This is a genomic window from Maribacter sedimenticola (genome assembly GCF_900188415.1).
Classification (GTDB): Bacteria; Bacteroidota; Bacteroidia; order Flavobacteriales; family Flavobacteriaceae; genus Maribacter; species Maribacter sedimenticola.
In genome coordinates this window covers 87,676-107,192 of the sequence record NZ_FZNV01000009.1, presented here as the reverse complement: position 1 = coordinate 107,192, position 19,517 = coordinate 87,676, and the positions used below count along the sequence as shown (strand labels likewise).

General features: G+C 37.8%; 22 protein-coding genes. 12 read left to right on the top strand and 10 right to left on the bottom strand.

What is annotated here, in order from left to right:
* Positions 1-53 precede the first annotated feature (53 nt).
* On the bottom strand, positions 54-1,949 hold the full coding sequence (gene glgB / locus CHB68_RS17120; protein WP_089262920.1) for a 1,4-alpha-glucan branching protein GlgB: 1,896 nt from the start codon (positions 1,947-1,949) through the stop codon (positions 54-56).
* 177 nt (positions 1,950-2,126) lie between these two features.
* Here glgB and CHB68_RS17115 point away from each other — a divergent pair, with 177 nt between their 5' ends.
* The 4 genes from CHB68_RS17115 to CHB68_RS17100 all read left to right on the top strand — a co-directional run bounded on the left by CHB68_RS17115 (position 2,127) and on the right by CHB68_RS17100 (position 5,233).
* Positions 2,127-2,681 carry a hypothetical protein gene (locus CHB68_RS17115; RefSeq protein WP_089262940.1) on the top strand — a complete coding sequence of 185 codons (555 nt, stop codon included), beginning with the start codon at positions 2,127-2,129 and terminating at the stop codon, positions 2,679-2,681.
* A gap of 162 nt (positions 2,682-2,843) precedes the next feature.
* Positions 2,844-3,341 carry a peptide-methionine (R)-S-oxide reductase MsrB gene (gene msrB / locus CHB68_RS17110; protein ID WP_089262918.1) on the top strand — a complete coding sequence of 166 codons (498 nt, stop codon included), beginning with the start codon at positions 2,844-2,846 and terminating at the stop codon, positions 3,339-3,341.
* 186 nt (positions 3,342-3,527) lie between these two features.
* Entirely contained in the window at positions 3,528-4,919 is a 1,392-nt protein-coding gene (lpdA, locus tag CHB68_RS17105; RefSeq protein ID WP_089262916.1) for a dihydrolipoyl dehydrogenase, read from the top strand.
* Between the two features lie 20 nt (positions 4,920-4,939).
* On the top strand, positions 4,940-5,233 hold the full coding sequence (locus CHB68_RS17100; protein ID WP_089262914.1) for a DUF3817 domain-containing protein: 294 nt from the start codon (positions 4,940-4,942) through the stop codon (positions 5,231-5,233).
* Here the strand turns inward: CHB68_RS17100 and CHB68_RS17095 are convergent.
* From CHB68_RS17095 to CHB68_RS17085, 3 genes are all read right to left on the bottom strand, one after another.
* Entirely contained in the window at positions 5,230-6,387 is a 1,158-nt protein-coding gene (locus CHB68_RS17095) for a PQQ-dependent sugar dehydrogenase (RefSeq protein WP_089262912.1), read from the bottom strand. The genes CHB68_RS17100 and CHB68_RS17095 overlap by 4 nt on opposite strands.
* A gap of 67 nt (positions 6,388-6,454) precedes the next feature.
* Positions 6,455-6,874 (bottom strand): type II 3-dehydroquinate dehydratase, encoded by a 420-nt coding sequence (aroQ, locus tag CHB68_RS17090; protein WP_089262910.1) that lies wholly within the window; start codon positions 6,872-6,874, stop codon positions 6,455-6,457.
* Positions 6,875-6,950: 76 nt separating this feature from the next.
* A complete protein-coding gene (locus CHB68_RS17085) occupies positions 6,951-7,469 on the bottom strand; it encodes an outer membrane beta-barrel protein (RefSeq protein WP_089262908.1) in 519 nt (172 codons plus the stop codon).
* Between the two features lie 114 nt (positions 7,470-7,583).
* Between CHB68_RS17085 and xerD the strand changes: the two genes are divergently transcribed.
* On the top strand, positions 7,584-8,486 hold the full coding sequence (gene xerD / locus CHB68_RS17080; protein ID WP_089262906.1) for a site-specific tyrosine recombinase XerD: 903 nt from the start codon (positions 7,584-7,586) through the stop codon (positions 8,484-8,486).
* Here the strand turns inward: xerD and CHB68_RS17075 are convergent.
* On the bottom strand, positions 8,483-9,010 hold the full coding sequence (locus CHB68_RS17075; RefSeq protein ID WP_089262904.1) for a hypothetical protein: 528 nt from the start codon (positions 9,008-9,010) through the stop codon (positions 8,483-8,485). The genes xerD and CHB68_RS17075 overlap by 4 nt on opposite strands.
* A 138-nt stretch (positions 9,011-9,148) precedes the next feature.
* Positions 9,149-10,441, bottom strand: coding sequence for an NAD(P)/FAD-dependent oxidoreductase (locus tag CHB68_RS17070; RefSeq protein WP_089262902.1), 1,293 nt, complete (start codon positions 10,439-10,441; stop codon positions 9,149-9,151).
* Between the two features lie 99 nt (positions 10,442-10,540).
* Between CHB68_RS17070 and CHB68_RS17065 the strand changes: the two genes are divergently transcribed.
* From CHB68_RS17065 to CHB68_RS17055, 3 genes are all read left to right on the top strand, one after another.
* Positions 10,541-11,968 carry an amidohydrolase gene (locus CHB68_RS17065; protein ID WP_089262900.1) on the top strand — a complete coding sequence of 476 codons (1,428 nt, stop codon included), beginning with the start codon at positions 10,541-10,543 and terminating at the stop codon, positions 11,966-11,968.
* 119 nt (positions 11,969-12,087) lie between these two features.
* Positions 12,088-12,582: an RNA polymerase sigma factor gene (locus CHB68_RS17060; protein ID WP_089262898.1), complete on the top strand. Its 495-nt coding sequence runs from the start codon at positions 12,088-12,090 to the stop codon at positions 12,580-12,582.
* 3 nt (positions 12,583-12,585) lie between these two features.
* Positions 12,586-13,236 (top strand): hypothetical protein, encoded by a 651-nt coding sequence (locus tag CHB68_RS17055; RefSeq protein ID WP_089262896.1) that lies wholly within the window; start codon positions 12,586-12,588, stop codon positions 13,234-13,236.
* Here the strand turns inward: CHB68_RS17055 and CHB68_RS17050 are convergent.
* Positions 13,233-14,039: a lysophospholipid acyltransferase family protein gene (locus CHB68_RS17050; protein WP_089262894.1), complete on the bottom strand. Its 807-nt coding sequence runs from the start codon at positions 14,037-14,039 to the stop codon at positions 13,233-13,235. The two genes, CHB68_RS17055 and CHB68_RS17050, sit on opposite strands and share 4 nt — an antisense overlap.
* Before the next feature lie 24 nt (positions 14,040-14,063).
* Positions 14,064-14,705 carry an NUDIX hydrolase gene (locus tag CHB68_RS17045; RefSeq protein WP_089262892.1) on the bottom strand — a complete coding sequence of 214 codons (642 nt, stop codon included), beginning with the start codon at positions 14,703-14,705 and terminating at the stop codon, positions 14,064-14,066.
* On the opposite strand from CHB68_RS17045, the gene CHB68_RS17040 reads away from it, so the two are divergent.
* Positions 14,704-15,420 carry a peptidylprolyl isomerase gene (locus CHB68_RS17040; RefSeq protein WP_089262890.1) on the top strand — a complete coding sequence of 239 codons (717 nt, stop codon included), beginning with the start codon at positions 14,704-14,706 and terminating at the stop codon, positions 15,418-15,420. The two genes, CHB68_RS17045 and CHB68_RS17040, sit on opposite strands and share 2 nt — an antisense overlap.
* Positions 15,421-15,529: 109 nt before the next feature.
* On the opposite strand, the gene CHB68_RS17035 is transcribed toward CHB68_RS17040, so the two are convergent.
* Together CHB68_RS17035 and CHB68_RS17030 are read right to left on the bottom strand one after the other, a co-directional pair.
* Positions 15,530-16,141 (bottom strand): trimeric intracellular cation channel family protein, encoded by a 612-nt coding sequence (locus CHB68_RS17035; RefSeq protein ID WP_089262888.1) that lies wholly within the window; start codon positions 16,139-16,141, stop codon positions 15,530-15,532.
* 3 nt (positions 16,142-16,144) lie between these two features.
* Complete coding sequence (locus CHB68_RS17030; protein WP_089262886.1) at positions 16,145-16,870, bottom strand: RDD family protein; 726 nt, start codon at positions 16,868-16,870, stop codon at positions 16,145-16,147.
* A 33-nt stretch (positions 16,871-16,903) separates the two neighbouring features.
* Between CHB68_RS17030 and CHB68_RS17025 the strand changes: the two genes are divergently transcribed.
* The 3 genes from CHB68_RS17025 to CHB68_RS17015 are packed head-to-tail and all read left to right on the top strand — an operon-like array spanning position 16,904 to position 19,515.
* Positions 16,904-17,890, top strand: a complete 987-nt coding sequence (locus CHB68_RS17025; RefSeq protein WP_089262884.1) for a stage II sporulation protein M — start codon at positions 16,904-16,906, stop codon at positions 17,888-17,890.
* On the top strand, positions 17,853-18,791 hold the full coding sequence (locus CHB68_RS17020; protein WP_089262882.1) for a hypothetical protein: 939 nt from the start codon (positions 17,853-17,855) through the stop codon (positions 18,789-18,791). The genes CHB68_RS17025 and CHB68_RS17020 overlap by 38 nt, the downstream gene beginning before the upstream one ends.
* 1 nt (position 18,792) lies before the next feature.
* Complete coding sequence (locus CHB68_RS17015) at positions 18,793-19,515, top strand: hypothetical protein (protein WP_089262880.1); 723 nt, start codon at positions 18,793-18,795, stop codon at positions 19,513-19,515.
* Positions 19,516-19,517: the final 2 nt, after the last annotated feature.

The following is a 19,517-nucleotide window of genomic DNA, read 5'->3' as shown; positions in this document are numbered from 1 at the left end:
ATATCAAAAACAGTAATCATATACTACTTATGAAAAACTATTTAGCTCCTATATTATTTTATAATCACTATGCCCAATGGCGGTATAGTGATTTCAATGGATTTGCTATGGCCATGTGCGGATTTATTAACGGTTTTAATGGCTTTATTAACGTTACCACCACCACCGTATTGTACTGCATCGCTATTTAAAACTTCCTTCAATTTTCCTTTTTTTGGTATACCAATCCTATATTTTTCACGTGGAATAGGGGTAAAATTACAGGCTATGATCAAATCATTTTCTTGATCATGTCCTTTACGTACATAAGTTAAAATGGAGTTTTCATGGTCACTATAGTCTATCCATTGAAAACCCTCTGGACTAAATTGTTTTTCGTACAGTGCCGGTGAATTTTTGTAAAAATGGTTTAATTCCTTTACAAAACGCTGTATGCCCAAATGTCCATCATATTGTAATAAGTGCCAATCTAGGCTTTGTTCAAAATTCCATTCTGCGGTCTGCCCAAATTCTCCGCCCATAAACGTTAACTTGGTGCCCGGGTGGGTAAACATATAACCAAAGAGCAACCTGAGATTGGCAAATCTTTGCCATTCATCTCCCGGCATTCTATATACAAGTGATTGTTTGCCATATACGACCTCATCATGTGAAAATGGTAACATAAAATTTTCAGTGAACGCATAGGTCATACTAAAGGTAATATCATTTTGGTGATGCCTTCTGTATATGGGTTCTTTCTTAAAAAATTGTAGCGTATCGTGCATCCATCCCATCATCCATTTCATGCCAAATCCTAAACCACCATGTTCTACGGGTCTGGATACTCCTGAAAATGCAGTAGATTCTTCCGCAATGGTCTGCACGCCCTCATAGTTACTATAAACGGCCTCGTTCAGTTCCTTTATGAAGGAAATGGCTTCCAAATTTTCGTTGCCACCGTAGATATTCGGTTCCCATTCCCCATCTTCCCTAGAATAATCCAAATATAACATAGATGCCACCGCATCTACCCGTAAGCCATCTACATGAAACTGGTCCAACCAAAAAAGTGCGTTACTGATCAAAAAGGCACGAACCTCATTTCTACCATAATTAAAGATCAAACTTTTCCAATCATTATGGTACCCTTTTCTTCTGTCCGGATGTTCATATAAATGAGACCCATCAAAATAACCAAGGCCATGGGCATCCTCAGGAAAATGTGAAGGCACCCAATCCAATATTACGCCAATATCATTTTGATGAAAGGTATCTACCAGCAATTTGAACTCCTCTGGCGTACCAAATCTGGAGGTAGGAGCAAAATAACCGGTTAGCTGATATCCCCAAGACGGGTCATAAGGATATTCCATGACCGGCATGAACTCTACATGGGTGTACCCCATATCCTTTACATACGATACCAAATCCTGGGCCAATTCCCTATAGGATAGAAATTTATGTTCCTTATTTTTTTTCCACGAACCTAAATGTACTTCATACACGGAATATGGGCGATCAAGACCGTTTTTATCCTTCCTATAACCCATCCATTCCTTATCTTTCCATTGATGATCGGATGTCCAAATAATCGATGCCGTTTTTGGCGGATGCTCACTATATCTTGCAAACGGGTCCGCCTTCTCTGTCCAGACATCGTTAATGGTTGATTGAATCTTATATTTATAGATTTCTCCCTTGCCTATATTCGGGATAAATCCTTCCCAAATACCACTGGCATCCCACCTTACGTTTAAGCGGTGTTCATCTGCATTCCAGCCATTAAAATTACCTATGACAGAAACAGATTTTGCACTGGGGGCCCAAACCGCAAAATATGTACCCTCCACGCCATCTAGCGTTAAAAGATGTGATCCCAATTTTTCATATAGCCGATAGTGTTTACCGCTTTTAAATAGATTGATATCAAAATCGGTAAATAATGAGTGAACTAGCACGTGAGCCATATTATCGCTTTATTTTTTTTGTAAAGCTAATCAACTTATAAAGATTGCCGACAAGCTTTGATAATTGTTAAAATTATAAATGTTAATATCCGATTTATATATTACATTACCAAAATTGGAACGCTTTTTGAAACAGAACATCAAAATAATTACTTTAACATATTAACACAGATAATTATGAAAAAACTGAATTTATTTTTAGGAGCTCTAGTTACCCTATTTTTTATATCATGTGAAGGTCCGCAGGGTCCTCCTGGTTTAGATGGGTTTGATGGAGCGAACGGTGAGGACGGAATTAACATTCTAGGAAAAGTAGTGGATATAGAAGGATCATTTACCCTTGAAAACGATTATTCCATATTTTATGAATTTCCAAATAGTGTAGAGGTCTTTGAAACCGATGTCGTTCTTGTCTATATTCTGTGGGATCAAACAGAGGATAACAATGGTGACCCTGTAGATATTTGGAGATTATTACCACAAACTAGAATTTTGGACCAAGGCTTACTGCAATATAACTATGATTATACTTTTTTTGATGTCAGTATATTCCTAGAATCAGACTTTGACCTAGGTACTTTGCAATCTGGTGATACGGACAATCAAGTATTTAGAATTGCCATATTACCTGCAGAATCGACAACAGGTAAATTAGATACCTCTAACATTGCTTCCGTAATGGCACATTTGGGGGTTAATGAAGATGATGTACAAAAAATACAAATAGATTAATTACAACAACCTTCACAATAAATAAATAAATGCCTCTGGAAATAACTCAGAGGCATTATTTTTACTTCAATATTTCTTTAAAACCTTTGCATAAAAAACCCGTAGGTATATTATACTGAAAGGTGTATGGATTTTAACGACTAAAACAAAAAAGACTGCAGCATGAAATTACATTTTATATTGGCATTAACCGTTCTACTTACCAGCTGTAACGGCAATTCACAAGTCAAAAAACAAGCTACCTCCAAGGAAAACGGACAGGAAAAAGAGTTTAAAATTCAAAAAACAAAGGCGGAATGGAAAAAAGAATTGACCGATGCTCAATATTACGTGCTTCGTGAAGCTGCAACCGAAAACCCATTTACCAGCGAATTATTGGACAATAAAGAAAAAGGAACATATGTATGTGCGGCATGCTTTACCCCCTTGTTCAAAAGTGAAACCAAATTTAAGTCAGGTACAGGATGGCCAAGTTTTTATCAAGAAATAGAAGGTAACGTTGGCTATGATGTGGATTACAAAATTGGTTACAAAAGAACGGAAGAACATTGTGCCACTTGTGGCGGACACTTAGGTCATGTTTTTGAGGATGGTCCTGCACCTACAGGATTAAGGCACTGCATAAACGGAGTGGCATTAAAATTTGTTCCCGAACAATAAGGCTTCGCGCGCGCCCTACCAATAGACAACTATAAAATATAGCTGATTTTTATTTAAAATATTAGTCTACAGTTACATACCTACAACAATTGGGGTATTAAAGTCATATTTTTAAAACGTTTTACAAAATCCCGTTTTGGTTTTGTACTTTTGCCCTTCAATTTCAAACATCAAAAAAATCAAAATATGAGCACTTTCGACATTATTGTTTTAGGTAGTGGTCCAGGAGGATATGTTACTGCAATTAGAGCTTCACAATTAGGGTTTAAGACCGCCATTATTGAAAAAGAAAGTCTAGGCGGTGTTTGCTTAAATTGGGGCTGTATTCCTACTAAAGCACTACTGAAGTCCGCACAGGTATTTGAGTACCTAAAGCATGCAGATGATTATGGGATAAAGGTAGATAATGTGGATAAGGATTTTGATGCCGTGGTAAAAAGAAGCCGTGGCGTTGCAGATGGCATGAGCAAGGGTGTTCAGTTTTTGATGAAAAAGAATAAAATTGAGGTCATAAAAGGCTATGGAACCCTTAAACCGGGCAAAAAAATCTCCGTAAAAGCGGAAGATGGTTCTGTGACCGAATACAGTGCCAACAATATTATTATTGCCACCGGGGCACGTAGCCGAGAACTTCCCAGTCTACCGCAGGACGGCAAGAAAATTATTGGTTACAGGGAAGCCATGACCTTAGATAAGCAGCCTAAGAAAATGATCGTTGTAGGAAGTGGCGCTATAGGAATAGAATTTGCTTATTTCTATAACTCCATGGGTACGGAGGTTACCGTTGTAGAATATTTACCGAACATAGTACCTGTTGAGGATGAGGATGTTTCCAAACAATTGGAACGAAGCTTTAAAAAAGCTGGTGTAAAGATTATGACCTCTGCAGAAGTTACTTCTGTTGATACCTCTGGTGATGGTGTAAAAGCCACCGTAAAAACGGCCAAGGGAGAGCAAATTCTAGAGGCTGACATTGTACTTTCCGCAGTGGGCATCAAAACAAATATTGAGAACATTGGTTTGGAAGATGTGGGTATTGCCACAGACCGTGATAAGATTTTAGTGAACGATTTTTACCAGACCAATATCCCAGGTTATTATGCCATTGGTGATGTTACTCCTGGTCAGGCATTGGCCCACGTAGCCTCTGCCGAAGGTATTATCTGTGTAGAGAAATTAGCGGATATGCATGTAGAACCATTGGATTATGGCAACATACCTGGTTGTACGTATTGCTCTCCTGAAATTGCTTCGGTTGGACTAACGGAAAAACAGGCCAAGGAAAAAGGTCTGGATATCAAAGTTGGTAAATTTCCTTTTTCTGCAAGTGGCAAGGCAAAAGCTTCCGGTGCTTCAGATGGTTTCGTAAAAGTAATTTTCGATGCTAAATACGGCGAATGGTTAGGATGCCATATGATCGGCGCCGGTGTTACCGATATGATAGCTGAAGCTGTATTGGGACGTAAACTGGAAACTACGGGCCATGAGGTCCTTAAGGCGGTACACCCACACCCAACAATGAGTGAGGCGGTAATGGAAGCGGTAGCTGCAGCTTACGATGAAGTAATACATCTATAACCCAAAAAAATAAGTAAGGCATGTTAAAACTATTTCGAGCAACGGCAATTTTAGAAGGTATCTCCTATTTGGCGTTGTTCGGAATTAGTATGCCCTTAAAATATTGGGCCGAAATTCCTGGACCAAATAAAATTATAGGCAACATACATGGTATTTTGTTTATTGCCTATATTATTTTGACCGTAGTTGTAGGGCTCAAATATAAATGGAGCATTAAGAAACTACTTATTTTTGGTATTGCCTCCTTATTACCTTTCGCTACTTTTTATGTAGAAGAGAAATATCTAAGGAAACAAAATGCCATTCAGCATTAATCTGCCAAAGTGAACTTATATATCTTTCCATCAAAACTACAGAGATAAAGTTCTTTATCTGCATCTATCCCAAATGAGGATATACTAAGACCGGATTCCGTTATCAATTGGTTGTTACCGGATTTATCCAATGCCCATATCCTACCGGAAATAAAATCCCCATATACATAGTACCCATTTAATTCCGGTACATTATTCCCCCTATATACGTAACCTCCGGTTACAGACTTATCATTGTTTTCGTGGCCATATTCATATAGTGGAAGTATTGTACCATCAACAGCACAATCAGCCTCTTTATAACATGATGTGCCTTCTAACAAATTCCACCCATAATTTCCTCCTTTTTCTATTAGGTTGATCTCTTCCTTCTGATCTTGCCCTACATCACCGGTCCAAATTGTATTATCCTGTAAGTCAATGCTAAACCTCCAAGGATTTCTTAACCCATAGGCAAAGATTTCGGCCCGTGCATCTTCCGTATCAACAAAAGGATTATCAGCAGGTATGGCGTACTCCAGACCAGCATCTTCATTATCGACGTCTATTCTTAAAATTTTGCCTAAAAGATTCTCCAAATTCTGTGCGTTGCCATCCGGATCACCTGATCCACCACCATCACCTGAAGCAATATATAGGTAACCGTCCGTACCAAAGGCCAATTGCCCTCCATTATGATTGGTATACGGTTGCGGTATGCGTAACAATATTGTTTCACTTGTTGAGTCTACTTGGTTAACGTCACCTTCAGAAACCTTGAACCTAGAGACAACCGCCTCCGAAGTATTTGGGGTATAGTATACAAATAGAAAACCGTTTCCACTATAATCCGGATGAAAGGCAAAACCTAACAATCCCAATTCATTTTCCGTAGCAATTTGTCCGGAAAGATTCAAAAACGTTGAAGTCTCCGATACGCTTTCCTCATTTTGAAAAACTTTTATCAAACCGCCCTTTTCAGCTACAAAAAGACGATCGGTGCCATCATTAGGGTTTTGAAGGTCTAAAGGACTTGTAAAATTTAAATTTGAAAATGCGTTTGTAAGTGTTATGGTGTTCTGTGGAAGTGGAGTAAGAGCCAACTCATTTTCATCACTACACGATAAACCCAATACGGTTATAGCGCTTATAAGAAATATACCTAATTTTTTCATAGTAGTCTTTAATTTACTACTATGTACGAATTACCGGATTTGATCGGATGTTAAAGAAAACTAATAATTAATCTTTGATAAAACTTTGTATGGCCAGGTCATAACTTTTAAGGCCAAACCCTAATATTACACCTTTTGCAGCTGCAGAAATATATGAAACATGCCTAAATTCCTCCCGTTGATGGGTATTGGAAATATGGACTTCGACTACAGGTGTTTCTACGGCCTTGACCGCATCTCCTATGCCCACAGAGGTATGGGTATATGCCGCTGCATTGAGCACGATACCGTCATAGGAAAACCCAGTTTCTTGAATCTTTGATATAATTTCTCCTTCAATATTGGACTGAAAATATTCTAGTTCAACATCCTTGAATTTAAATTGAAGTTTTGTAAAATATTCCTCAAATGTCTGTGCTCCGTAAACTTCCGGTTCCCTTTTTCCCAATAAATTTAAATTGGGGCCATTGATAATGATAATCTTCATGCCATAAAAGTAACAAATGTTGCCCTAACAATCATCTGTTATTTACATAAGTACAGGTAAAGTAATCATCGGAGCATTAACGACGTGTTCTATACTTAGGTTCAAAATTATATACCAAGCCTAAGGTAATGGTAGTCCATTTTGCCTGATCTAAATTTATATTGGTATAAGATAGATTAACTTCTGAACTTGAACTTGTCAGATAAGCGATCGTAGGTCTGTAATATACTCCACCATCATTGCCATCGTTTATTCCCATGGCCCAACCAACATTACCACCAAAAGAAAAAGAATTGGATGTCCAGAAACGAACACCCGCGGATAATGGTAAAAATTGAACAGGCTCCAAATCAGAAAGGGGTATGGTAGATTGGTACTTTTCCGCAAATCCGTGAATATACCCAACAGCAGGGCCAATATCCACTACTTCCCCCAAAGGATACATATAGGAGGCATCCGCTCCTAAAACCACGCTTACCGCATCATTGAATTCGTTTAGCGGCAAACCTGCCTGTATTCCCAATTTAAACCCTTCCTGTGCACTTAGACGTAAACCCAATAGAACAACAAAGATTAAGATGCCTACTTTTTTCATACTTTAAATATTGATTTTGCTAAGTGTTGAACGTTTTCACATCTGTATTATTATATCTTGGCCATAATAGGTCTTGCCAATATTTAAAATTACCAAGATGATTATCTTTAGGCCATGAACTGGAACCAAGCCCTTAAAGACTATATGATATATCTAAAATTGGAAAGAGGACTTTCAGACAATTCCATCCAAAGCTATACACGGGATATAGAAAAATTAATGGCATTTTTGGCATCCCAAACTATAACTACAGGGCCTTTGGAAATAGATAAGACCACGGTTCAACAATTTGTCTACGAAATTGCCAAAGTTGTAAATCCTAGGTCACAGGCTAGAATTATATCTGGACTTAAAAGTTTTTTTACCTATCTAATATTTGAAGAATATAGAAATGACAACCCATTGGATTTGATTGAATCACCCAAAATTGGAAGAAAATTACCAGATACGCTTTCCGAAAAGGAAATAGACAATTTAATAGGTGCCATAGACCTGGGCACACCAGAAGGTGAACGCAATCGCGCCATATTGGAAACATTGTATGGTTGTGGTTTGCGTGTTTCAGAGCTAATTAATCTTAAAATATCCGATTTATTTTTTGACGAGGGATTTATAAAAGTAACAGGTAAAGGTAATAAGCAACGTTTTGTTCCTATTAGCCTCGTCAATATGAAATATATTTCTATCTATAGAAATGAAATAAGGGTACACCTAAATATTAAAGAAGGATTTCAAGATATTTTGTTCTTGAACAGAAGAGGAAGGCAACTTACCAGAGCAATGATCTTTACGATTATTAAAAACTTGGCCACAACTATTGGGTTACAGAAAAATATTAGCCCACATACCTTTAGGCATTCATTTGCGACCCATTTATTGGAAAATGGAGCAGACCTGCGTTCTATACAACAAATGCTAGGTCATGAGAGTATTACCACCACAGAAATATATATGCATGTGGACCGCTCCCATCTGGCCGATGTAATGAATACGTATCACCCCAGGAAGGAATATTAGAATCTCCACTTGCCCCCAATGGTATGAACTGCCGGCATTTCTATCAATTTTTCCCCAAATGCACCTATGGCATCCTTGTTTAATTGCACATTGCTTTTCATCTCGACCATGAAGTTATCACTTATATCATAACCTGTACCAGCCACAAAACCAAGACGATAAGGCGCCTCCATTAATTCTTGACTTTCCGTAGCTACTTCAACTTCCAAACCTGATAGTAAATATAATTTTTCCGTTAGATAGACCTTTCCTAAAAGATTAGTCCTAAATCTTTCCGTTTGCAAATAGGTATCATAAAACCCATGGAGCTCCATTTGCAAACCATTAGAGATACCATAGCCTACTAAAAAAGATTTATGAACATCGCCAATAGCCGTAACAGGATAGGCATTTCCAGAAATTGACAACTTAGATAATGGTAATGCATTGGTTGAAACCGGATCCTCTGTGGTTTGACCAAACATTGTACTTACGGAAATAAACAAATAAGTTGATACAAGTATTTTAAAACTACTGGTTTTCATTTCCGGTTGATTTTACCTTGAAGATATTTAAATTACAACTGGGAAAGAAATATTTTACAAAACTTTAACTGTCAAGCACTTAACGCGCCTAGCATCTGAACAATAATTGTGATACGGGGTATATTAATCATGTATAGATTAATCCTTAAACTGGCTATAATCTCTTTTGTAAGGACGGATAATAAGTCTTGCCTCCCTATCAAATCTAATATAATTATACACCCAATTAATAAAAACGACCATTCTATTTCTAAAGCCTATCAGAAAAAATAAGTGTACGAACATCCAGACAAACCATGCAAAAATACCTTGAAAACGGTAGCCCTTAATATCACATACGGCTTTGTTTCTACCTATGGTTGCCATACTGCCCTTGTCATTATATACAAAAGGTTTCATAGGTTTATGTTCCAATAATTTGACCATGTTCTCCCCTAACAGCCTTCCTTGCTGAATGGCCGGTTGGGCAACCATAGGGTGTCCACGTGGGTTATCTTCCGTAGCCATACATGCAATATCACCAATTGCAAAAATTTCCGGATAACCAATTACTTGGTTAAACTCGTTAACCTTAAGCCTATTTCCTCCAGCCAAAACATCGGCAGCGTCCAAACCTTTGATACTTGCCCCTTTTACCCCAGCAGCCCAAATTACCGCTGCGGACTGAAAAACCAAATCTGTTTTGGTGGTAACCGTTTTGCCGTCATACCCGGTTACGCGTACGCCTTTCCATACCTGTACGCCCAATTCTTCTAAAAAGTCCTCGGCTTTTTTGGAGGCTTGGCTACTGAAACCTGGTAACAGGCAATCTCCCCCTTGTACTATATTTATTTGTGCCCTTCTAGTATCCAGATCCGGATAATCCTTAGGTAATATCCCTTTTTTAATTTCCGCCAATGCTCCTGCCAGTTCAACTCCCGTTGGCCCGCCACCAACGATGACAAAATTCATTAAAGCATCACGTTCATGATAATCATCCGTTAAAAGGGCCTGTTCAAAATTTTCCAAAATCAAACTTCTTAAATTAAGCGATTGTGGAATAGATTTCATGGACATGGCATGATGCTCTATTTCTGTATTACCAAAGAAATTTGTCTCTGACCCTGTTGCGACTACTAAATAGTCATAGGATAGATCACCGATATCCGTTTTTATCTTTTTATGTCCTGGGTCTACCTCGGTAACTTCTGCCAAACGAAAGTAGAAATTGTCATATCCAATAAGCACTTTACGCAATGGATACGCTATGGAGTCTGGCTCCAATCCACCTGTTGATACCTGATATAAAAGGGGCTGAAAGGTATGGTAGTTGTTTTTGTCCAACAATACTACCTGTACTTCTTTTTTGCTTAATTTCTTTGCTAGGGAAACTCCCCCAAAACCACCACCTATGATTACGATTCTAGGATAGCTTGAAAGTGGTATGTTCATAGTTTTTAACTTGACGGCAAAATTAATCAAATGGACTACTACTTTAAAATAATATTCTCTTTTTAGTATCTTTAAGGCCTAACTCAAATAACTGACATCATGCGAAAAACCCTTATTTTATCGATATTACTCGGCGCCACCTTCCTATCTGTGAGCGCGCAGAAAAGTGAAAAGGAAGTACTTCAAAAATTAGAGCAAAAAAGTAAGGAATACGGAATTATAGCTCAAAATATTTGGGATTTCGCAGAAATGGGCTACCAGGAAGAAAAAAGTGCGGGTCTATTGCAAGAGACCTTGGAAAATGCCGGCTTTACCATAACCAAGGGTGTTGCCGGTATCCCGACCGCCTTTATTGCGGAATATGGCAGTGGAAGCCCTGTAATAGCTATTTTAGGAGAATATGATGCTCTACCGGGACTTTCCCAAAAAGCGGTTGCCGAAAAAGAATCTGCGGAAAAAGCTGCAGGCCATGCCTGTGGACACCATTTATTCGGTACCGCGTCTACCGCAGCGGCCATCTCTACCAAAGAATGGTTGGCAGCCAACAAAATGCAAGGTACCATACGTTTTTACGGCACACCTGCGGAAGAAGGTGGATCAGGAAAGGTATATATGGTCCGTGAAGGACTTTTTAACGATGTAGACATTGCCCTGCACTGGCATCCGGGAGCGCAAAATGCCGCAAGCGCAGGTGCTGCGTTGGCAAACAAATCAGCAAAATTTAGATTTCATGGTATTTCCGCTCATGCCGCAGGTTCCCCAGATAAAGGAAGATCCGCCCTTGATGGCGTAGAGGCAATGAATATTATGGTCAACATGATGAGGGAACATATACCGCAAGAGGCTAGAATTCACTATGTCATAACTTCCGGAGGTAAAGCGCCCAATGTGGTACCAGATTTTGCAGAAGTTTACTATTATGCCCGTCATAATTCCCGTAATGTTGTCATTGATATTTTTGACAGAATGGTTAAAGCGGCAGAAGGCGCAGCACTGGGTACAGGTACTACAATGGATTATGAAATGATCGGTGGCACCCATGAACTCTTACCCAACCTAACCTTACAAAAACTTGTTCATGATAACTTAACGGAAGTTGGTGGTATAGCATACACAGCAGAGGAAAAAGTATTTGCCGATAAAATTGCCAAAACATTGGGAATGGAAAAGGCAGATCTTAATGTTGCCAAAAATATACAGCCATATAAAACCGAAGCAAGGGCCTATGGTTCTACAGATGTGGGCGATGTTAGCTTTACGGTTCCTACCGTTGGTTTTGGCACGGCCACTTGGGTTCCCGGAACTCCCGCCCATAGCTGGCAAGCGGTTGCGGCCGGCGGTACATCTATTGGCAATAAAGGTATGATGGTTGCGGCAAAAACTTTGACCAAAACCGCTATGGACCTATTTAAGGACAAAAAATTGGTGGAGCAGGCAAAAACAGAATTTTTGGAAAACAGAGGGGCTGATTTTAAATATATCCCACTTTTGGGCGATAGGGCTCCAGCATTGAATTATAGAAACTAAAATTCATTCAACTTTTTAAAAATGTCCAAGGTAATCCTTGGACATTTTTAATTTTCGTAAAATTGATGTAACAAAAAAAACTTTTGTTAGACTAATTACGTAATAACCACCAACCACTAGTGAACAAAGAACTGGAACACAAATTTGTGACGGAGCTGCAAGACAATCAAAATATTGTCCATAAGGTGTGTACACTATATACCAATGACCGCGATTCTCACAACGATCTGTTCCAGGAAATTACCATTCAACTGTGGAAAGCCTATCCCAAATTTAGGGGAGATGCAAAGTTTAGTACATGGATGTATAGGGTTGCCTTGAATACGGCAATAACCCTCTATCGTAAAAACAAAAAGAGAATTGATACGGCGGATTACGAATCCGTAATTTTTAAGATAAAGGCAGATGAATATGACGAAACAGAGGAACTTCAGTTAAAATTGATGTATAAGGCCGTAAAACAGTTGGGCGATGTCGATAAAGCGCTAGTGTTCCTATACCTGGAAGATAAAAATTATACGGAAATATCAGATACATTGGGTATTTCAGAAGTAAATGCGCGTGTTAAAATGAACCGTATCAAAAACAAATTAAGAACCATTTTGAATCCATAATATATGACGGATGAACTGGAATTATTGAAGAAAGATTGGCAAAACAAGGAGTTTAACGTTCCTAAGCTAAGCTATGAAGATATTCATAAGATGATTTGGAAAAAATCCTCATCTATCGTAAAATGGATATTGATCATTAGTATTTTGGAATTTTCCGTGCCCCATCTTCTTTACTTATTCCCTTCCATGAGAGAGGGCATGGAGGTTTATGAAAAAATTGGTGTTTCCCAATATCTATTTGGACTATCTGTATTTATTTATACCGTTGCCCTATATTTTATCTTTCAATTCTATAAACGATTTAAGGAAATTTCCGTTCTGGACAATTCTAAAAACCTGATGAGGAAGATTATAAAGACCAGAAAAACGGTGAAACATTATGTTATCTTTTCCTTGTCCATGATCATGGTCACGATCATAATCATGATTATAGGTGTTTACCTCAACGATAATATTGCACTGGCATTCCCTGAATTCAAAGAAGGATTGGCCAATGTATCTCAAGAAAAGCTCAAAATTACCATTATGCTAGCCATTGGTATTTTTGGAGTAGTACTCACATTATTTATGGGAGGGGTTTATTTCCTTCTATATGGCCTACTCCTAAGAAAGCTAAAAAAGAACTATACGGAACTAAGACAATTGGAAATTTAAGGTGTTTTCCACTTTCGCTGCTTGTTCTCTTCTTCATATGCCAAAAGGTCCGCTTTTGAGATTACCTTTAAGAAGGACGGATGTTGTTCTATGGCATATTCCAATTTTTCTATAATGGACTCTGAAGTTTCATTGTCATAATCTATCTGTAAAGGTTCTTTGATGACCATGGATTGCAGTATACCTTTTTTCTTGATACGCAGCCCTTTCTTATCAAACGATCGTCTAAAACCATCAATTACAACAGGAACCACTACCGGTTTATATTTTTTGATGATATGAGCGGTGCCCTTTCGTAGCGGTTTCCAAGGTGTTGTCGTACCTTGGGGAAAAGTAATGACCCAACCATCGTTCAAGGCCTTGCCTATATTAGAGATATCGCTCATTTTAACCTGGCGCTTTACATCCTTGCCCTCTGACCGCCATGTTCTCTCCACACTGACGGAACCCGCATAGGCCATGATCTTTGTCAACAGACTTTTTCTCATTGTCTCCGCGGCCGCAACATAATACATATTCAGTTTTGGTTGCCATATGTAGCCTAAATTCTTAATGGAATCTTCCCTACCGCTTAAACTTGCATTGAACACATGAAACATTGCCACAACATCCGCAAAATAAGTTTGATGGTTACTTACGAATAGCACATTCCTATCCGGTAAATTCCTAATAATTTCAGAACCTTCAATCTCCAGCGTATTAAAACGTTTATATCGCTGATGCGAAAGCACCGCCAAAATACGGATAAGCCATTTCTTTAAAAATAAATTATGCCCAAAAGGGTTTGTTTTAAATAATCCCATAGATGCTAAAATAAATAATTAAGCTTACATCACTTGCTTTAATAACTCTTTAATCTCGCTCAACATCATTGCTGTTGCCCCCCAAACAATATAACCATTTAATTTAAAGGCAGGTACTTCAATATTGGAGGCATAAGACGTGGTCAACTTTTTTGTTACGATTTTTTTTTCATCCATAAAATCGAGCAAGGGCACCTCTAAAATTGTTTCTACTTCCTTATCCTGCTTACGAAAAGGTTTTGGTTCTTTGTAAAGTCCCATATAGGGTTGTACCATAAAATTGCTGGGCGGTATAAAAATAGTGGACAATTCTTTCACCACCGTTACATCTTTTGGCTCTACCCCTACTTCCTCATGTGTTTCGCGCAATGCGGTGTTTAAAAGTCCATTATCAATTCTTTCCGCCTTTCCGCCTGGAAAGCCAACTTGATTGGAGTGTACGCCTTTGTATGTTTTACGCAGAATAAGCAAAAGGTTCGTTTTTTTTTCTTCGGATGGATAAAACAAAGCCATTACCGCTGCTTTCCTAGGATTTTTTTGTGTCAGGTTTATTTGTTTTAAGTCCGCTACACGACCTTGTGGAGCCATTTTATATTGCGAAGCCTCACCTGGTAGCGGTAAATCTTTTATTTTTGAGACCTGATGTTCAAATAAATTAAAATCCATGACCCTAGCTAAATCCTATTTATATATTATTGTGGCCGCCCTGTTAACAATAAGTTGCAAAGATACCGCTAAGAAACCTGAAAGTCCAATTATTAACACGGAGACACGCATAGATTCCACAAAAATTAAAAGCGACTCCCTTGCCAAACAAGAGGAAGAAAGTTTTGAACTTACAGAGGACAACGCCATTGATTTTTTCTATGAATACCAGCAAGATTTAAAGGCCAATAAAGTAAAGATTACCACCAGTTTGGGCAGTTTTACGGTTGAACTTTACGAAAATGTGCCCTACCACCGTGCCAATTTTATTTATTTGACCCGCAAAGGTTATTTTGACTATACCCAATTTCATAGAGTGGTCAAAAACTTTATAATTCAAGGAGGAAATTCTGATGACCGCAAAACAGGTAAGAAACGTAATGAAATTGGAAGATATTTACTACCACCGGACACCCGTAAGGGACATAAACACCATAGGGGCACCATATCTATGCCCAGCAGTGAAATGGACAATCCGCATATGCTAGCTTCCCCTTATGAGTTCTTTATCGTTGTTACCGATCCAGGCTCTTACCACCTAGATAGTGAATACACTCCTTTCGGCAGGGTCATTGAAGGTATGGATGTAGTAGATAAAATAAACAATCAACCTGTTGATGAGGGTGACTGGCCCATGCAGAACATTTACATTACCAAAGCGGAGGTCATTGAATAAGAGATATAGAAAAATCTACGATAACTTACATACTCTACGTCAAGTGTGGAATGACGAGGCTATACATGGTCTTTCATGTTTTACATAAAAATGTAAAACATCTTATCAATTATATTTCCCGATAAATATTGGGCAATGAAATTTTGAATTTAACGGCCAATATACGCATGACAATAATGGTCAATATAGCCAATGAATGGGCTATGGTATTACTTATAACTGGAAATTGTATAAGTAAAAAATATACCAATCCACCTAGAATACATACGGTAGCATAAATTTCTTTTCTAAATATAACTGGTATTTCATTGCAAAGGATATCACGGATCACACCACCAAAACATGCTGTTATAGTACCTAACGCTATACACATTACCGGTGATAGATCTGCCGCAATCCCTTTTTCTACACCGGCCATGGTATACAGACCTATACCAATGGTATCAAACAAAAAAAGAGATTTTCTGACATATTTTAGCTGCTTTACAAATAGTATGGCCAAAATAACGGTAAGCACAATGACCAAAATATGTATAGGCGCATTTAACCACCCTACGGGTCTAATACCAATTAACAGATCCCTTAAAGTTCCACCCCCAACTGCAGTTACGAAAGCGATAATCAACACTCCAAAAACATCGAGTTTTTTTTCCATGGCCACCAATACCCCAGAAATTGCGAACGCAATGGTTCCTAATATATCTATAATATAATAGAACATAGGCTATAGTTGTTGAGTAAAGTAATTATAGTCTTTTAAAACGGTTTCCAAATATGGTTTATCATATAATTCTGAATTGGTCAATAAAATACTATCCACTTTATCCCTCAACATTTTTAATGTCTTATAATCATTACTCTTTTTGGCTATACGAAACGTTTCCTTGATCAGCCGTACATCTTTGTCCGTCAGCATGGTAACATTTGTAAATACGGGCACATAAGTATCTTCTACCTCTTCCAAAATGGTATGCGATACTTTTGTCTTTTGTTTTGTACTAATGACCACCGTTCCTGCAGCGGCATCTCCCAAACGTTGTTTCCTGTCAGAAAATAAAATGGTCAATATACCTATTGCACCCAAGAACAACCAAATATCTACCAATCTTAACATCCATCGTGTAAGATAATTGCTCCAATGTACAGGTGAGCCATCTATTTTCACCACCCGCATTTTCATCAACATTTTACCAACAGTTCTTCCATTAAATATGATATGCATTAACAAACTATAGAACATGGCAGGCAGAAAAATAAGTGCTACCAATCCACGTTGTGTCCATCGGTCATCATACACATATCCTATGGCATCTCCTATCAGATTTACCAATATGGAATACAAATAAAGAATAAAAGCATCTATTAAAAATGCTAAAATTCGTTCACCAATACTGACTATGGTATAATTAAGATTAACATTTTGCGTTGTATTGATTTGGAGGTTATTCATTAAGTCTTAAATTTAACAAGGTAAATACTATATATGCGCGAAGCTGCTTTTGTAAGGCAAAATAAGGAAAAATGGATCGCTTTTGAAAAGGCTATCGCCCTTGGCCGCAATACAAACCCCGATGAGCTAGCCAATGGTTACATTCAATTAACCAATGATTTGGCATACGCGCAAACCTATTACGCAGAAAGTAAGACTTTATTGTATTTGAACGAACTTGCTGCACAGGCCCATCAAAAAATATATAAAAACAAAAAAGAAAACCGCAATCGGATTGTTGATTTTTGGCGAACGGAATTTCCGTTGTTCTTCAGACAATATCATAAAACAATGGGTATTGCATTTTTGTTTTTTATTGTGGCATCTGCAATTGGTGCACTTTCTGCCCTGAACGACCCTACGTTTGTCCGATTGATTTTGGGCGATGCATATGTTAACGAAACCTTGAACAATATTGCAAACGGGGACCCGGCCGCAATCTATAAGGGCGGAAGTGAAATTGGAAGTTTTCTTGGAATAACCATAAACAATATAAGGGTCGCATTCCTAGCCTTTAGTTTTGGAGTTATTACCAGTATAGGTACCGCATATATACTTTTTAGCAATGGGGTAATGTTAGGGGCCTTTATTACCTTCTTTTACACAAAAGGTGTTTTTTTTGAAGCCAATAAACAAATTTGGCTACATGGTACTATTGAAATCTCGGTAATTATTATTGCCGGATGTGCTGGTTTAATTATGGGCAACAGTATTCTTTTTCCAAAAACATACTCAAGACGTATTTCTTTTATGAAAGGTGCCAAAGACGGATTAAAGGTTGTTGTGAGCACCATTCCTTTCTTTATCCTTGCAGGCTTCATAGAAGGTTTTATAACTAGATATACCAATATGCCTAATTGGTTGGCAATATTTATTATAGCGGCCTCGTTGTTTTTAATTGTATTCTATTATTTGGCATACCCTATTATTCTTAACAAAAAATATGAAAGACAACTACATACCACTGCGGGTAAACCGTGATTTTGGAGAAATTATTTCCGTTTATTTTGATTTTTTTAAACAGAACATTAAAAATTTCACCAATGTATTTATAAGCTATAATGGTCTATTTATGATCGGCCTTTTGATCGCAAGTTATCTATTGGTATCTGGAGTTATAGGATTAATTGCTTTTGAGACCAATAATAATTCTTTCTCGGACTCTATGGGTTTTGAAGATAACTATTACATCTACCTTGTTATTGGCAGTGGACTTTTTTTCATCATCTTTATTTTGGTGGCCATTCTTAACTATTCGTTATCCACGAGCTACATGATCAAATATGAGGAAAAGAAGAACAATACGTTCAACAAAAAGGAAGTTTGGGCATTTGCAAAAAGCCAGTTGGGAAATATTGTCCTATTTATTTTACTACTGATCCCTATTTACCTGGCATTTATGATAGTAGCCATTATGATGGCCATAATACCCATTCTTGGCATGTTTGCCCAATATATTGTTCAATTCTTTGTTGCCGCTTGGATCGGGGTTTCTTTTTTTGATATGCTGAACAAACAAAAAGGGGCAATAGATGCTTTTGGTGAAGGGTGGCGATTAGTGACCAAAAACTTTTGGAAATCCGTAGGGGTAAATTTTATCTTGGGCTTATTACTTGGCCTTTTGCTAATGCTTACCCTAATGATACCGGGTATAATTTTAGGCATTTACACCTTTCATGTTGTAGAAAATGATGTTGATTTTGCCAACTCAATTGTAACTACCGTAGTATACACTATAGGTACCTGTTGCATCTTGATAACGGCAGTCTACGGGCAATGCCTTTCTCAATTTGTAAATGGCATCCTATATTATGCATTACATGAAAAAACGTACAACGAACATACCAGGGCCACTATTGAACAAATAGGACTAAACGATTAATTTGAAGTATAGATTATTGCTAATATTATGGGTACTGCATTCCTATTGCGCTTTTGGGCAATTAGGTAATACAGCGGACATTCCTATAGATTCCACTTCCACTATTACACCAAAGGAGTGGACAGAGGATTTGTCCCAAAAATATATAGGAGAAGAATTCAATTACCAAATCAAAACCGGAGAATCCCAAAATTTACTTGCGCGCTTTATTACGTGGATAGGTCAAGGATTGCAACGTGTATTCGGCATAGAAATATCACCTCAGGTGCTTCAGGTTATTGAACACATCATCTATTTACTTATGGCAATACTGGCCATTTATTTATTGGTCAAAGTTCTTACCAACGAAAGCTTCAATTCCATTTTTACCAGAAAGGCCAAAAATTTGGGTACGGTAAATCTTACTGAAGAACATATAGAAACTATAGACTTGCACAAACTGCTTCAAGAGGCATTGCAAGTCCAAAATTATAGACTAGCAATTAGATATCAATTTCTTTTAACGTTACAAAATCTTTCGAAAAAAGAAATTATTAGCTGGCATTTTGAAAAAACAAATTCCGATTACTTATCCGAAATCAAGGATAAAAACCTTAAGCAAGGATTTAAAAAGGTTAGCTACTTATATGATCATATATGGTATGGAGAGCAAGAGATTGACATTTACAGGTACGACCAGTATACAGTGGAATTCAATTCTATAAACCAATTAACAACAGTATAGAT